This window comes from Acinetobacter sp. ANC 4636, from assembly GCF_054454555.1.
The window spans coordinates 64172-80294 of sequence record NZ_JBTKVD010000009.1 but is presented as its reverse complement, the minus strand read 5'-3'; the positions used below and the strand labels follow the sequence as shown (position 1 = coordinate 80294).

Genomic DNA, 16123 nt, shown 5'->3' with positions numbered 1-16123 from the left:
TAAAAATATTAAAAAAGTAATAAATAACAGTAGTTTAAATACAAGAAGTAAAGAAATACTCAAATTTTTAGCTCAGTTATAACTGATTGATTTTATTAAACTGTTAAAGAGTATTAAAAATATTGGGTCAAAATCATTCATCTGTCAAAGCAAAAACGATGAAAAACCCTTTTCTATTCAAATCTGGAAAGGTTTAAACACAGTACAGGCATTAAAAATCAAGCTAAAACAGGGTAGAATACCGAGCATATAAATTTATAGATTTGGAGTTCTGAGTGGAGCGATTGACGATTAGCCCTGAAAGTTTGAAAGAAGCGGCTGAAAACTTAAGCACGATTCGTGATTTTATTCGCTTTGGGGTCACAGCACTGCGTCAATACGATGCTCATTTAGGGCAAGGTACAGAAGACTTTTTTGCAGAAAGCTCGGCATTGGTGCTGCAAACATTGTCTTTAGACTGGGCGGCAGACAACGAAATTCTCGATGCAAAACTACTACCAAGTGAAAAAGCAGAATTTTTAAGTCTTTTGGAACGCCGTATTAATGAACGCGTCCCAACTTCTTATTTATTAAACCTTTCTTATTTTTGTGGTAAACCATTTTATGTCGATGAACGTGTGCTTATCCCACGTTCACCAATTGCAGAACTTATCGAACAGCGCTTTGCGCCATACTGTTTGGATGAAAATGGGCAAGTGCGTGAAGCATTAAACAACTTGCCTGAAAATGCAAACCCACAAACCCCACGCCGTATTTTAGATATGTGTACAGGTTCAGGCTGTATCGCAATTGCACTGGCATATGCTTACCCAGAAGCGGAAGTCGATGCAACTGATATTTCTCGTGAAGCACTTGAAGTGGCTGCAATTAATGCTGAACATCACAACATGCAGTATCAGGTTGCACTATTAGAGTCAGATTTATTCTCAAAAATTCCTTTAGAAAATAAATATGATCTCATCATCAGTAATCCGCCATATGTGGATGCTGAAGATATGGCGGATTTGCCTGAAGAATTTTTGCATGAGCCAGAACTGGCGCTTGCTGCTGGTCAAGATGGCTTAGATTTAGTACGTAAAATGTTGGCACAAGCGGCAGACTATTTGACTGAAGATGGTCTGATTGTGATTGAAGTGGGCAATTCTGAATGGGCAATGCGTCAGAATTTCAATACAGTTGACTTCCACTGGTTAAAATTCCAAAAAGGTGGTTCGGGTATTTTTGCTTTGACCGCTGCACAATGTCGTCAATATCAACAATTATTTCAAGATTCAGTAAATGCATAAGGAATTGTCATTATGGCAGGAAATAGTATTGGGCAACTTTTTCGTGTGACAACTTGTGGTGAGTCGCACGGTGTTGGCTTAATGGCAATTGTCGATGGTGTGCCACCAGGTCTTGAATTGGTTGAAGAAGATTTACAAAAAGATCTTGATCGCCGTAAACCAGGCACATCTAAATTTGCGACTCAGCGTAAAGAACCTGATCAAGTTGAAATTATTTCGGGTGTTTTTGAGGGGAAAACTACAGGCACCCCAATTGGTTTGTTGATTCGCAATACAGACCAGAAATCAAAAGATTACGGTAATATTGCCCAGACTTTCCGCCCTGGGCATGCTGATTATACTTACACACAAAAATACGGTTTCCGTGACTACCGTGGCGGTGGACGTTCAAGCGCCCGTGAAACTGCGATGCGTGTTGCCGCAGGTGCAATTGCTAAAAAATACTTGGCTGAGAAGTTTGGTATTGTGATTCGTGGGCATGTCACCCAAATCGGCACGGAAGTCGCAGAAAAACTGGACTGGAATGAAGTGCCAAATAACCCGTTTTTCTGTGGCGATGTCGATGCGGTTCCGCGTTTTGAACAGCTTGTCACGTCACTGCGTGAGCAAGGAACAAGCTGTGGTGCGAAACTGGAAATTCTGGCTGAAAATGTACCAGTTGGTTGGGGTGAGCCTGTATTTGATCGTTTAGATGCCGACATTGCACATGCCATGATGGGTATTAATGCTGTCAAAGGTGTAGAGATTGGTGATGGTTTTGCCGTTGCAGGTCAGTTCGGTCATGAAACGCGTGATGAACTGACTTCACAAGGTTTCTTGGCAAATCATGCAGGTGGTATTTTGGGTGGGATTTCAAGTGGTCAAAACATTCGTGTGGCGATTGCACTCAAGCCAACTGCGAGTATTACCACTTCAGGAAAAACCATCAACTTAAACCGTGAAGACACGGACGTCTTAACCAAAGGTCGCCATGACCCTTGTGTTGGTGTTCGTGCTACACCGATTGCAGAGGCGATGCTTGCAATTGTGTTGATGGATCATTTCTTACGCCATCGTGCGCAAAATGCCGACGTAGTTGCACCATTTGCGCCTATAGCACCTTAAAAAACCAGCAAAATCGAGATGGCTTCATGAATATGAAGCCATTTTTTTTAAGTGCTATTTATTCAGGCGATTTATACATAAATAGCGTTTCATTTCTTATTTAAACCTGTTAAAACAAAAATAAAGCCTAAAGGAAATGAGTTGAAGACAATGAAAACTATAGTGAAATATATTGCGTTAAAAAATAAAGATTATCAGTTAGGTCATCCACTTTTTGAAGAAGAGCTTGAAGAAACAGGCGATTATTTTGAGCGTATTCCAAGCCATATTCAGTTTCAAAATGTACAGTTTAAAGTAAAGTCTAAAGAACTGACGCGCAAACAAATATTCGATGACTTTGAGGAATCCCAAACGATTATTGTCAAGGTGATCGCAATGACTGAAGCTTAAGTCAATGCTGACTTAAACAGTAAAAATACATCACGTGACACGATTCAAATTAAAGCAGGCTTATTATTGATTTATCGCGCTAAACCCAACTTTAAAGTGTTGTGAAAATGCGATGCAAGTTTAGTGTATTCATAATTTATATTGAAAAACAATATCTTAAGATGTATGTGTGGTTTTGAAATAAGTGATACAGCCTAATCTTGCGGTATCAAGTGAAGGGTAAGAGGAATGAAATCGTAGAACATCATCCCTAATTGATTGATGTGATGTACAGATATTTCCCTTGTTCTGTCGATTTAATTTTGAAATTGTCCGAATCAAAAAGAAGCGAACGCAGCGCTTATTTTGCGCTTATATATAGTGATTCTTAAAATAAGTAGGTGTTTCCTAAATGGATTGGGTGAGGAGTTTTGTGGAATCAAATAGGTAGGCTCCAATGTGATGAGCATCTTATTTTTAGTAAACGGGTGATACTTGCAAAACAAGTTGAAAAAACGCATATGATCTATCAGTAAACTTAAAGACTGATATGGGTTTTAAGCAGTTTAAGAGTTTTATTGATACTTAAAATAAAACGCCCGATGAGGTTGTTCATCAGGCGTTTTAACTGAAATAAGAATAAGCTTATTAAGCAGGTTTCTTTTCTTCAGTTGCAGGCTCAAGTTGCTTTAACAAATGAGTCTCAAGATAGTGAATATCCATCGCTGTTTCACAGAAATCTTTATCTTGTAAGATCAGATCTTTGTGCAACGGAATATTGGTTTTCACGCCTGTGAGAATCATTTCATCTAGTGCTTGTCTCATACGTGCAATTGCAGTACTACGATCTTTACCATGCGCAATCAATTTTGCAATCATGGAATCATAATACGGCGGAATGCTGTAACCTGAGTAGATATGAGAATCTAGACGGATACCCGCACCGCCTGGCGCATAAAAAGTCTCAATGCGACCTGGAGATGGTAAGAATGTTGTTGGATCTTCAGCATTGATACGACATTCAATTGCATGACCACGAACTTCAATATCTTTTTGCTCAAGGTTCAGACCTAAACCAGAAGCAATACGGATTTGTTGTTCGATAATGTCAACACCAGTGACCATTTCAGTGACAGGGTGTTCTACTTGAACACGAGTATTCATCTCAATGAAGAAGAATTCACCATCTTCGAACAAGAATTCAAATGTTCCTGCACCGCGGTATTGCATGAGTTTACACGCATGCACACACGCTTCAAGAATGTCTGCACGCGCTTGTTCTGGCAAGTCTGGTGCTGGCGCTTCTTCAAGAACTTTTTGATGACGACGCTGTAAAGAACAGTCACGGTCATATAGGTGAATGGCATGACCATTACCATCAGCCAAGATTTGAACTTCAACGTGACGAGGTGTTTGTAAGAAACGTTCCATATAGACCGTATCATCACCAAACCACATTTCAGCATCACGTTGAGCTGCTTGTACAGACTCAAGCAAAGTGTCGATGCGTTCAACAATACGCATACCACGACCACCACCACCTGAAGCTGCTTTAACAATCAGTGGAAAACCGATTTTCGCTGCTTCTTCTTTGGCATTCGCTGGAGTTACTGCATGTTGTGAACCTGGTACAGTAGGTACACCCGCTTTACGCATTGCTGTAATTGCAGAAACTTTGTTCCCCATAAGGCGAATATGCTCTGGGCGTGGGCCGATAAAAACATAGCCCGAAGTTTCGACCATTTCGGCAAATTCAGCATTTTCAGACAAGAAGCCATAACCAGGGTGGATGGCATCTGCACCTGTAATTTCAGCAGCAGTTAATAATGCTGGAATATTTAAATAACTTTCGCTTGTTGAGCCTGGACCAATACATACAGCTTCATCGACAAAACGCAAATGCATCAAGTCTTTATCAGCGCTAGAATACACTCCAACGGTTTTAATCCCTAGAGCTTTACAAGCGCGGGTGATTCGCAAGGCGATCTCACCACGGTTTGCAATCAGTACTTTTTGCAACATTGTGAGTCCCTGTAATTATGCGCGGTAACGGAATAATGGTTGACCAAACTCAATCACTTCGCCATTTTTTACCAAGATTTCTTCAATCACGCCGCTTTGAGTTGCTTCAATCGGGTTCATAATTTTCATTGCTTCGATAATACCTAGAGTATCACCAGCAGAAACAGTTTGACCGACTTGAACAAATGGTGCTTCGCCTGGACTTGGAGCAGCATAATAGACACCAACCATTGGTGAAGTTTCAACAATGCCACGTGGAGTTTTTGCTTTTGGTGTAGATTCAGCAGACGGAGCAGGCATTGCAGCAACACCCATTTGAATTGGTGCTGGGCTGCGGCGGGTTAAAGCAATCGATTGATCACCTTCTTTTACTTCAATTGCGTGAAGATCAGATTCAATCATCAAATCGATGAGCTTTTTGATTTTACGAATATCCATGGTGTTCGTATTCCTTATGAAGATTAATGAGAAGGTTGAAGCTTAGAAACAGCATAATTGAGTGCAAAGTGATAGCCTTGTGCACCTAAACCACAAATCACACCCACAGCTTTGTCGCTGAGATAAGAATGGTGGCGAAAAGTTTCACGGGCATGCACATTAGATAAATGCACTTCAATAAATGGGATATTGACCCCAAGCAATGCATCACGTAGTGCCACAGAAGTGTGGGTGTATGCAGCAGGATTAATGATAATAAATTGCACAGCTTGTTCTTGTGCTAAATGAATACGGTCGACAATCGCACCTTCATGGTTGCTTTGAAAAGTATCTAAGTCGCAATCTTGTTGTTTTGCTTGTTCAATGAGGCTTTGGTTGATGTCATTTAAGGTGAGGTGACCATATACTTCAGGTTCGCGCTTTCCGAGCAAATTCAAATTTGGCCCATGAATGACCAAAATACGTGAAGTCATATAGTTCACTCCAATCTAAAATTGCAGTCATTTTCTGCAAGATCTTTACAAAGTTGGCGGATTTTTGCTTTGAATTCTGTAATTATTTTGCAAGTTGTACTTATCTATACAGAATAAACAAATCAAATTATGCGTATATCTTGTAAATTTTTGGAAAAATTAACAATGTTAAAAAGTTCCATTTTAAAAACTTAAAACTTGCTTGGATTGACAGTTTTTCTTAAATTTTACTTGGTCTGGTTGCTGTTTACACTACCACTAAACAAATGCAATTGGAATGGATGATTTTATAATAAAGTCATAAAAATATACGGGTTAAAAATACTTGCTAGATTTCTTGTGATTTTTATTTAATTGTATGAATTTAAACAATAATATAAATTGCGAACAAAGATTTTTTTTGAAAAATTATGTAGGTAAATTATGGTGATTACATGATATATTTTTCTTGAATAGCCTAAGTTTGACTACATTGTATGTGTGTAGATTAGATAAAAAAACGCATATAGTTTGGTTTTCTTTGGGGGAAATTTGCAAAGAACAGTAAAAGGCATTGACCATTTTGTTCAGATTGGCAGAGGCTATAGAATAAAAACGCAATATAACTGCTTATAGAATACGCAATAAGTTGTTACATCTGAACTAAATTAGGTTCTTATATTGGATTAATTGATAGTTGTTTTAAATATATTGCTGATTTTTTGATAGGTTTGAGTTATTACACTATAATTTTATAGTACAGGATAAAATAAAAAGTATAGATTACTGATCGTTTGCTTATTCCAGTTTTTTTGTATGTAATTGCAGACAAGCACAGCGCTCGTGTTGCCTGTATTGAGCAAATCTTTAACTGACTGAGAATTTTTTGGCATAACTTACACAGCCAACCACCAATAAACTGGTGAGAAACATCGACCAGCCTACAGGTTCATGCAAAAGAATTGCTGATAAACTCAGACCCAAAAAAGGTTGTAACAACTGTAACTGACCGACAGCAACTACGCCGCCTGTGGCTAAGCCGTGATACCAAAAAATAAAACCGATAAACATGCTAAACAGTGAAACATAAAGCAATCCTAAAGATGCGCTCAATGTGACATGGCTAAAGTCTTCAGGGTAATAATAAAAGCTAGCAAATAGCATGAATGGTAGGGTTAGGATAAGTGCCCAGGAAATCACCTGTAAACCGCCTAAGTCTCTCGATAATCGCCCACCTTCCGCATAGCCTAAACCACAAAGTAAAATTGCGATTAGCATGTACATATCGGCAGAAAGAGGATGTTGTGCCTGAGGTGACATGTAAATAAAAGCAATAATGCTACTGCTCCCTAGCACGGCAAATAGCCAAAATTTATGCTGTGGTCGTTTTTCACCACGTAAAATTGCAAAAATAGCCGTCGCTAAAGGCAGCAAGCCAATAAATACAATGGAGTAGGCGGCACTCATCTGCTTGAGTGCCAATGCTGTAAATAAAGGAAAACCCAGTACGACTCCAATTGCAACCAGAGTCAATGATTTGAACTGAGTAATAGACGGTAGACGCTGCTTCATGCAGAGTACCGTGCATAAAGCCAATATGCCTGCAATTAGGGCACGAATTGAGGTTAGAAATTCTGGGCTAAAGCCTGTTACAGCAATGCGAGTTGCGGGTAATGAACCTGCAAAAATACAGACACCACATAAACCACTCAACCAGCCTCGCGAAATATTCAACATGTTTAGCACTCTTCATGGATCTAAGAGATTTATAAAGAATGCTGACTTGCTGAAACAGCTACAGAGCAATACAATTTCATAAAACTGTTAGGGTGTGAAAAATAAAACTGTTATGGAAAAATCAGCACCATCAAGCAAAATTGAACGTGTGATTACTTTTGTTCAGCAACAAATTGATGATCGCGTCTTGGTTGCAGGCGCGCGTTTACCTTCGCTTCGTCAGCTTGCTCAGCAGTTAGAAGTATCTATTTCAACAGTTATAGAAGCCTATGCGCGGTTGGTCACGGCGCAGCGTATTGAGGCAAGAGCGGGCGCAGGCTATTTTGTCACAGGCATTCGGGCATCGTATGCCTTTACAGCCATTGCGCCACGTTTAGACCGAGAGGTCGATCCACTATGGATTTCTCGGCAGTCTTTAGAAGCCAATTCAACCCATTTAAAACCAGGTTGTGGTTGGTTGCCTGAACACTGGATGCCAGAAGATTTAATCCGAAAAGCGTTAAGAGTTGTTTCGCGTTCCACAACGTCACATCTGGTGGGTTATGGTCAGCCTTTGGGTTTTGCGAAGCTGCGGCATTTAATTGTGCAACGTATGCAAATGACAGGTGTTATGGCGCATCCAGATCAAATCTTACTGACCGATAGTGGCACACATGCAATCGATTTGGTTTGTCGTTTATTTTTAAACCCAAATGATGTGGTGCTGATTGATGATCCCTGTTATTTCAATTTTCATGCCTTACTCAAAACTCATCAGGTCGAGACGATTTCGATTCCTTGGACAACGACAGGACCTGATGTTGAACAGTTTCGTGCGGCTTTGGCACATAAACCTCGACTGTATATCACCAATTCAGGCATTCATAACCCAACAGGCGGGCAGTTGTCGTTAGCAACAGCGTATCAAATTTTAAAAATGGTCGAGCAAACTGATTTGGTCATTATTGAAGATGATATTTTTGCTGATCTGGAATATGTGCCTGCACCGCGTTATGCAGCACTCAACGGTTTTGCTCAGGTGATTCAAATTGGAAGTTTTTCCAAAACCCTTTCAGCATCTATACGCTGTGGCTATATAGCGACTCAAAATCAATGGGTTGAACAACTGATTGATCTAAAAATAGCGACCTGTTTTAACAATAACCAGTTAAATACAGAGCTGATTTATCATGCATTAACTGACAATGCTTATCGTAAACATGTCGAATGGCTGAAACAGCAGTTAGCATTGGCCGTGAGTAGAACCATACAAAATTTGCAACCACTGGGAATTGATCCTTGGATTATTCCCCAAGCTGGTATGTTTTTGTGGTGTCGTTTGCCTGATGGATACAGCGCTAAAGAAATTTCAAAAATATGTTTATCTCAAGGTGTGATTTTGGCGCCTGGAAATGCCTTTAGTACCCGTCAATCTGCTGAACAGTTCTTACGTTTTAATGTGGCACAGTCCACAGATCAGCGTATTTATCAGGTCTTGCAGCGTGCAATGCAGCAATTAAACTGATAGAAATCATCAACTCATATAGGTGGTTAGCGTAAGAATAAACGGAAAATTAGTTTCTGCAGCCGTGTACCATACGGCGGGTAAATCAGTTTCATTAAACTGAATTTTGGACGGACAAAGACTGATTTGGCATGACTAAAAGTCAAGAAACCTTCATGTCCATGATAGTGCCCAATTCCCGAAGCACCGACCCCACCAAACGGTAAATCATCCTGTGCGACATGAACCAAGGTTTCATTTAAACAGATGCCACCACTATGTGTATGCTTTAAAAAGTGCTGTTGTTCCTGTTGATCATAGCCAAAATAATACAGTGCCAATGGGCGATCATGCTGGTTGATGTAAGTCATGACTTCATCAATATTTTGGTAAGTTAAAACTGGTAAAATTGAACCAAAAATCTCATTTTGCATCAGCAACATATCATCATTGATATCATAAACCAGATAATGCCCAAAATGCGCTTCATCTTCAGGGTAAATACAAATCACCTTTGCGCCTTTGGCTTGCGCATCATCTAAATACAAATTTAAGCGTTGTTTTTGGCGTTGATTAATGATTTGAGTGCAATCAGGATTATTGGATAACTCTGGGTAAAATTGACGAATGGTTTTAATATAAAGATCAATAAATTGTTGTGATAAATCTTGTGGCACAAAAACATAGTCGGGCGCGACGCAAGTTTGTCCTGAGTTAATGGCTTTACCAAAAACAATACGGCGCACAGACTCTTCTAACGGCGCATCTTTACCAATTACACTTGGAGATTTTCCACCAAGTTCAAGCGTTACAGGTGTTAAGTGTTCTGATGCTGAACGCATTACTTGTCGACCGATTGATGTTGCCCCTGTAAAGAGTAGATGATCAAAGGGCAGTGCAGAAAACTGCTGTGCAATATTATGATCACCTGTTACGACGCTAACTAAATCTTCAGGAAAAACCTGTGCAATTATTTTTTGGAAAAGCGCAGAAAAATGCGGGGTAAATTCACTCATTTTCAGCATGACTCGATTGCCTGCGGCCAATGCTTGACATAACGGACCAACGGCTAAAAATAATGGGTAATTCCACGGTACAATAATACCGACGACACCGAGTGGTTGATACATCACATAGGCTTGAGCAGGTTGAAACAGAATACTGACCTGACGGCGACTAGGTTTCATCCATTTTTTTAAGTGTTTGAGGGTATGTTGAATACCCATCACACTCGGTAAGATTTCAACCAAACGAGTCTCATCTGCACTACGATGCCCAAAATCTGCTGAAATCGCATCAATAATGTATTGCTGATGTTCAACTAACAGAGTTTTTAACTGTTTAAGCCACATACGGCGTTGTTGCAAGCTTGGATATTGGGTGGTTAAAAAAGCCTGTTTTTGTTGCTGTAGCAGGTGATTTAAATACTCGGCAGAATCAGTCATTAGTTTCTGTATTGTTCCTTCAACGTTCAGATGTCATGTTAACTGAAAATTCTGAACTGCAAAATTTAAGTTGTGCATTTCACAGTCAATGATTTTGTTTGTAGCCAAAAAATACCAATCTTTGGTTTGCAAACATGATTCTAGACTAAAGTCGCAAAGCGTTCGCAGTTTCATCGCAACATGTTTCATTCGTTTTATATGTTTCTGATATATCAGTGTTATTTAAAAGACACATAGCTGTATTGTTGTAGAGAAGACAGGAAAATTAAAATAATATTGGTCATACCAATATTAAAATATTCAGACCAATGTTGATCTTTAAGTTGGCATTATTTACTATTTGATGACAAATAGGTGCTTTTTTAATTTAAATTGGTATGACCATTTTATGAAAAAGCATTCTAGAATTCACGAATAAGTATCGCCGAAGCATTTCAAGGAGAAGAGAATGCTACAACAATGGCAACAAATTTATGACCCTATTGGTAATATCTGGCTATCTAGTTTGGTCGCTTTGATTCCAATTATTTTCTTCTTTCTTGCGCTCGCTGTATTTCGCCTGAAAGGCAGCGTGGCTGGAACGATTACTGTTGGACTGGCATTATTGGTATCGCTTTTTGCCTATCACATGCCAACCAGCATGGCTTTCGCATCAATTATTTATGGATTCTTTTATGGGCTCTGGCCAATTTCATGGATCATCATTGGTGCGGTATTCCTGTATAAAGTCTCTGTAAAAACAGGGCAGTTCGATGTAATTCGTTCGAGCATCCTATCTATTACGGAAGATCAGCGCCTTCAAATGCTATTGGTCGGCTTTGCTTTTGGTACTTTCCTTGAAGGTGCTGCAGGCTTTGGTGCACCTGTTGCAATTACCGCAGCGTTGCTCGTGGGTTTAGGCTTTAAACCACTGTATGCAGCGGGTTTGTGCCTGATTGTGAACACGGCACCAGTTGCGTTTGGTGCAATGGGGATTCCAATCATTGTAGCGGGTCAGGTTTCAGGTGTAGAAACACATGAAATTAGCCAAATGGTTGGTCGTCAATTACCGTTTGTTGTGCCAATCGTATTGATCTGGATCATGGCGATCATGGATGGCTGGCGCGGTGTGAAAGAAACTTGGCCTGCAATTTTGGTCGGTGGTGGTGCATTCTCATTGGCACAATACCTGACTTCAAACTTTGTAGGGCCTGAGCTTCCAGACATTACTGCAGCAATTTCTTCTTTGATCAGTTTGACGATTTTACTTAAGTTCTGGAAACCAAAACATATTTTTCGTTTCACTGATGAAGATGGTACGGTTATTGATAGTGCGGTTCTAGAGCAACAAAAGCAAAAACATACTGCAGGTCAAATCTTTAAGGCATGGTCTCCATTTATGATTTTGACTGCGATGGTCACTATATGGAGTATCAAGCCATTCAAGAGCTTGTTTGCCAAAGATGGTGCTTTGCATGACTGGATCATTGCGATCAAAGTCCCATACTTGCATCAATTGGTACAAAAAATGCCACCTGTAGTTGGAAAACCAACTGATTATGATGCCATTTTTAAATTTGACTGGTTCTCTGCAACAGGCACAGCGATTATTTTTGCCGCAATCATTTCAATTATTGTCTTAAAAATGCGTCCTACGGCAGCCGTAGCAACCTTTGCGGAAACTGTGAAAGAGTTAAAAACACCAATTTACTCAATTGGTATGGTGTTAGCGTTCGCGTTTATTGCTAACTACTCGGGCATGTCTGCAACATTGGCGTTGGCATTGGCACATACAGGTCGGGCATTTACCTTCTTCTCGCCATTTTTGGGTTGGATGGGTGTGTTCCTTACGGGTTCTGATACTTCTGCAAATGCGTTGTTTAGTGCTTTACAAGCCACTACAGCACATCAGATTGGTGTACCAGATGTGTTACTTGTCGCAGCCAATACTTCTGGTGGTGTGACAGGTAAAATGATTTCACCACAATCGATTGCTATTGCGTGTGCTGCCGTTGGTCTGGTTGGTAAAGAGTCAGATTTATTCCGCTTCACAGTGAAGCACAGTATCGCATTTACTGTGATGATTGGTATTATCATTACCCTTCAAGCCTATGTTTTTCCATGGATGATTCCATGATTGCAGATTGACCGAAGGAAAATGAGATGAAAATAGCCGATCGTGTAGTACAAAGTTTGTATGATTTGATAGAACAGCAAAGCATGCAGGTGGGTGATCGGCTGCCTTCGGAGCGTCAACTGTGTGAACAACTGAGCGTTTCGCGTTCATCGTTACGTGAAGCATTGCAAAAGCTCTCAAGTTTGGGCGTGGTTTCCAGCCGTGTAGGTGCAGGAACTTACCTTGCAAAGCGCCCACAGAGCGACTGGTCTGACCAGTTTATTCTTCAACCGTTGAGTGACTTGATTGATCAAGACCCTCTATATCGTTTTGATGTTCAGGAAGCACGCCTGATTTTGGAAGGTGGGACAGCATGGTACGCTGCCAAGCGCTCAACGGAAGAAGATCGTGCCAAGATTCATTATTTCTATGATCAGGTTTTGTATTTCCAGTCGATTGGCGATGCAGATAAGGCTTCGGCATCGGATGCCAACTTTCATTTGGCGATTGCGGAAGCCTCTCACAATATTGTGCTGACGCAAATGATGCGCAGCCTGTTTGATTTACTGCAATACAACGTCGTACTCGGTCGACGCAAAATCTATACCGATGTCCATCAGTTTGGGCAACTCCATTTACAACACTTTCAGGTGATGGATGCCATTGATCGACAAGATCCAGAATTGGCACGCTCATCGGTGTGTGACCATATCGAATTTATTATTCAACAAGTGCGCGCGATTGACGAAGCAGAAGCTCGTCTAAAACGCTCGTCTCGCTTAAAAAGGATCGATTTAAAATGATCATTTCTTCTTCTAATGACTATCGTGAAGCAGCACGCCGTCGTCTACCGCCATTTTTATTTCACTATATCGATGGTGGTGCTTATGCAGAATATACTTTAAAGCGAAATGTAGAAGATTTATCGAAAATTGCGCTGCGTCAGCGTGTATTAAACGACATGTCGCAGTTGAGCCTTGAAACCAAGATTTTTGATGAAACACTTTCTATGCCTGTCGCATTGTCACCTGTTGGTTTGACAGGCATGTATGCACGCCGCGGTGAAGTGCAAGCCGCGGTTGCCGCAGATAAAAAAGGCATTCCATTTACGTTGTCTACCGTATCGGTATGTCCAATTGAAGAAGTGACGCCTGCCATTCAGCGCCCAATGTGGTTTCAGTTGTATGTGCTGCGTGACCGTGGCTTTATGAAAAATGCTTTGGAACGTGCCAAGGCAGCAGGCTGTTCAACCTTAGTGTTTACGGTTGATATGCCAGTTCCAGGTGCACGTTACCGTGATGCACACTCAGGTATGAGTGGCCCAAATGCTGCAATGCGCCGTTATTTACAGGCTTTTGCACATCCGCATTGGGCATGGAATGTAGGCTTACTCGGTCGTCCACATGACTTGGGCAATATCTCTAAATACTTGGGTAAGCCAACAGGTTTAGAAGATTACATTGGCTGGTTGGGTACGAACTTTGATCCATCTATTTCATGGAAAGATCTGGAATGGATTCGTGATTTCTGGGATGGCCCAATGGTCATTAAAGGCATTTTAGACCCTGAAGATGCAAAAGATGCTGTACGTTTTGGTGCAGATGGCATTGTGGTGTCCAATCACGGTGGTCGTCAACTAGATGGTGTATTATCAACCACCCGTGCTTTACCTGCAATTGCCGATGCGGTTAAAGGTGATCTGAAAATCTTGGTCGATTCAGGTATTCGCAATGGTCTAGATGTTGTGCGTATGCTGGCAATGGGTGCTGACCTCTGTATGTTGGGGCGTGCTTTTGTCTATGCATTGGGTGCCGAAGGTGGGCAGGGCGTATCGAACTTACTGGAACTGATTGATAAGGAAATGCGGGTTGCCATGACCTTGACGGGTGCGAAAAGCATTCAGGATATTAACTCAGACTGTCTTGTTCATTTAGATCGTCTAGCCAAATAAAACTAAGAGAGCTCCTATGTCACAGGCAAAGCATAACAATACAATTCAGCAGTTAAAAAACATTGTTGGTGAACAGCACGTATTGACAGATGATCAGCATACGCGCATGTACCGTCAGGGACGCCGCTTTGGTGAAGGTAAGGTTTTAGCCGTAGTTGTGCCAGGGAACTTGCTAGAGCAGTGGCAGGTTTTGCAAGCCGCGGTGGATGCTGATTGTATTGTGATTATGCAGGCAGCCAATACGGGGCTAACAGGTGGCTCAACGCCTTATGGTGCAGATTATGATCGCCCTGTGGTGCTGATTAGTACCCGACGTTTGGCGGGCATTCAGGTGATTAATCAGGGTAAACAGGTGATTTGCTTACCTGGTGCAACCCTTGACGCTCTGGAACGTGAACTGGCGCAATATAACCGTGAGCCTCACTCTGTGATTGGCTCATCGTGTATTGGCGCTTCGGTTTTAGGCGGTGTGTGTAATAACTCGGGTGGTGCACTGGTACGCCGTGGGCCTGCCTATACTGAGCTGGCTCTGTATGCGCGGGTGAATGAACAAGGTAAACTAGAACTGGTCAACCACTTGGGTGTCAATCTGGGGCAAACTCCTGAAGAAATTCTGACACGTTTACAGCAAAACAATTATCAGGCGACAGATGTTGAAAACTCGGAGCATCGCTGTGCTTCTGACCAGCACTATGTCCATGATGTATGTCAGGTCGATGAAGAAACGCCTGCACGTTTTAATGCTGACCCAAGTCGTTTGTTTGAAGCTTCAGGTTCGGCAGGCAAAGTCTGTGTCTTTGCAGTGCGTTTGGACACTTTTGAAAAGATCAAAAGCCAGGTGTTTTATATCGGTTCCAATTCAATTCATGATTTGACTGAAATTCGCCGTTACCTGTTGCAAGATTTACCTCGTATTCCAATTGCAGGTGAATATATTCACCGTGTTGCTTACGATATCGGGGCAAAATACGGTAAAGATACCTTTGTCTTTATTGAAAAGTTTGGGACAGCCAAAGTTCCTCAAGCCTTTGCTATGAAAGATAAGGTTGATGGCTTTTTGGAAAAATTTGGTGTGCGCGGCTTGACCGATAAGGTCTTGCAAATGATGACGCATTTCTTACCAGATCATTTGCCAAAACGCATGAACCAGTTCCGTGACCTGTATGAGCACCATTTGATTTTACGTATTGAAGATCAGGATGTGGTTCAGGTTCAGAAATTTCTAGCGGACTACTTTGCTCAAAATACTTCAGGTAACTATTTCTTGTGTGATGCCGATGAAGGTCGCAAGGCGTTTTTACATCGTTTTGCAGTAGCAGGCGCAGCAATCCGTTATCGGGATACGCATCGTAGTGAAGTGGAAGATATCGTGGCGTTAGATATTGCACTGCGTCGTAATGACCGTGAATGGCTAGAAACTTTGCCAGAGGAAATGAATCAGAAAATTATTCATAAGTTGTACTATGGGCATTTTTTGTGTCATGTGTTCCATCAGGACTATATCGTGAAAAAAGGTGTTGACCCTTTAGATATGGAACATCAGATGTGGAAACTGCTAGATCATCGCGGAGCAGAGTATCCTGCAGAACATAATGTCGGGCATTTGTATGTGGCTAAGCCTGCATTGAAACAGCATTACCAAAAACTAGATCCGACTAATAGTTTTAATGTCGGGATTGGGCATACTTCTAAGTTGAAATACTGGAAATCTTAAGTCTAAGAGAATAAAAAAACCGAGTCT

13 protein-coding genes are annotated in these 16123 nt (G+C 41.2%); 8 read left to right on the top strand and 5 right to left on the bottom strand.

The genetic code is table 11. The features are described 5' to 3' along the window. Positions 1 to 275 precede the first annotated feature (275 nt). The 3 genes from prmB to ACX1N5_RS10930 all read left to right on the top strand — a co-directional run bounded on the left by prmB (position 276) and on the right by ACX1N5_RS10930 (position 2780). Entirely contained in the window at positions 276 to 1286 is a 1011-nt protein-coding gene (prmB, locus tag ACX1N5_RS10940; RefSeq protein ID WP_458802049.1) for a 50S ribosomal protein L3 N(5)-glutamine methyltransferase, read from the top strand. A gap of 12 nt (positions 1287 to 1298) precedes the next feature. Next, positions 1299 to 2390 carry a chorismate synthase gene (gene aroC, locus ACX1N5_RS10935; RefSeq protein WP_004901479.1) on the top strand — a complete coding sequence of 364 codons (1092 nt, stop codon included), beginning with the start codon at positions 1299 to 1301 and terminating at the stop codon, positions 2388 to 2390. A gap of 150 nt (positions 2391 to 2540) precedes the next feature. Next, positions 2541 to 2780, top strand: coding sequence for a hypothetical protein (locus ACX1N5_RS10930; RefSeq protein WP_004751998.1), 240 nt, complete (start codon positions 2541 to 2543; stop codon positions 2778 to 2780). A 627-nt stretch (positions 2781 to 3407) separates the two neighbouring features. Here the strand turns inward: ACX1N5_RS10930 and accC are convergent. From accC to ACX1N5_RS10910, 4 genes are all read right to left on the bottom strand, one after another. After that, entirely contained in the window at positions 3408 to 4781 is a 1374-nt protein-coding gene (accC, locus tag ACX1N5_RS10925; protein ID WP_004752000.1) for an acetyl-CoA carboxylase biotin carboxylase subunit, read from the bottom strand. Positions 4782 to 4796: 15 nt separating this feature from the next. After that, positions 4797 to 5219, bottom strand: coding sequence for an acetyl-CoA carboxylase biotin carboxyl carrier protein (gene accB, locus ACX1N5_RS10920; protein WP_131381537.1), 423 nt, complete (start codon positions 5217 to 5219; stop codon positions 4797 to 4799). Between the two features lie 23 nt (positions 5220 to 5242). Next, on the bottom strand, positions 5243 to 5692 hold the full coding sequence (gene aroQ, locus ACX1N5_RS10915; protein WP_004752004.1) for a type II 3-dehydroquinate dehydratase: 450 nt from the start codon (positions 5690 to 5692) through the stop codon (positions 5243 to 5245). Positions 5693 to 6538: 846 nt separating this feature from the next. Beyond that, positions 6539 to 7408 (bottom strand): DMT family transporter, encoded by an 870-nt coding sequence (locus ACX1N5_RS10910; protein WP_131381536.1) that lies wholly within the window; start codon positions 7406 to 7408, stop codon positions 6539 to 6541. A 112-nt stretch (positions 7409 to 7520) separates the two neighbouring features. On the opposite strand from ACX1N5_RS10910, the gene ACX1N5_RS10905 reads away from it, so the two are divergent. Further along, positions 7521 to 8912, top strand: coding sequence for an aminotransferase-like domain-containing protein (locus ACX1N5_RS10905; protein ID WP_458802053.1), 1392 nt, complete (start codon positions 7521 to 7523; stop codon positions 8910 to 8912). A gap of 26 nt (positions 8913 to 8938) precedes the next feature. Here the strand turns inward: ACX1N5_RS10905 and ACX1N5_RS10900 are convergent, their stop codons facing one another. Next, positions 8939 to 10348 carry a coniferyl aldehyde dehydrogenase gene (locus tag ACX1N5_RS10900; protein WP_458803638.1) on the bottom strand — a complete coding sequence of 470 codons (1410 nt, stop codon included), beginning with the start codon at positions 10346 to 10348 and terminating at the stop codon, positions 8939 to 8941. Between the two features lie 436 nt (positions 10349 to 10784). Here ACX1N5_RS10900 and lldP point away from each other — a divergent pair, with 436 nt between their 5' ends. From lldP to dld, 4 genes are read left to right on the top strand one after another with little or no spacing between them, the layout of a single operon-like run. Further along, on the top strand, positions 10785 to 12452 hold the full coding sequence (gene lldP / locus ACX1N5_RS10895) for an L-lactate permease (RefSeq protein WP_458802055.1): 1668 nt from the start codon (positions 10785 to 10787) through the stop codon (positions 12450 to 12452). A gap of 26 nt (positions 12453 to 12478) precedes the next feature. Continuing rightward, on the top strand, positions 12479 to 13234 hold the full coding sequence (lldR, locus tag ACX1N5_RS10890) for a transcriptional regulator LldR (RefSeq protein WP_004752013.1): 756 nt from the start codon (positions 12479 to 12481) through the stop codon (positions 13232 to 13234). Beyond that, positions 13231 to 14382, top strand: a complete 1152-nt coding sequence (gene lldD / locus ACX1N5_RS10885) for an FMN-dependent L-lactate dehydrogenase LldD (protein WP_458802057.1) — start codon at positions 13231 to 13233, stop codon at positions 14380 to 14382. Before lldR ends, lldD begins: the two co-directional genes overlap by 4 nt. Positions 14383 to 14398: 16 nt before the next feature. Then, a complete protein-coding gene (dld, locus tag ACX1N5_RS10880) occupies positions 14399 to 16096 on the top strand; it encodes a D-lactate dehydrogenase (protein WP_458802059.1) in 1698 nt (565 codons plus the stop codon). The last annotated feature ends 27 nt before the right edge of the window (positions 16097 to 16123 follow it).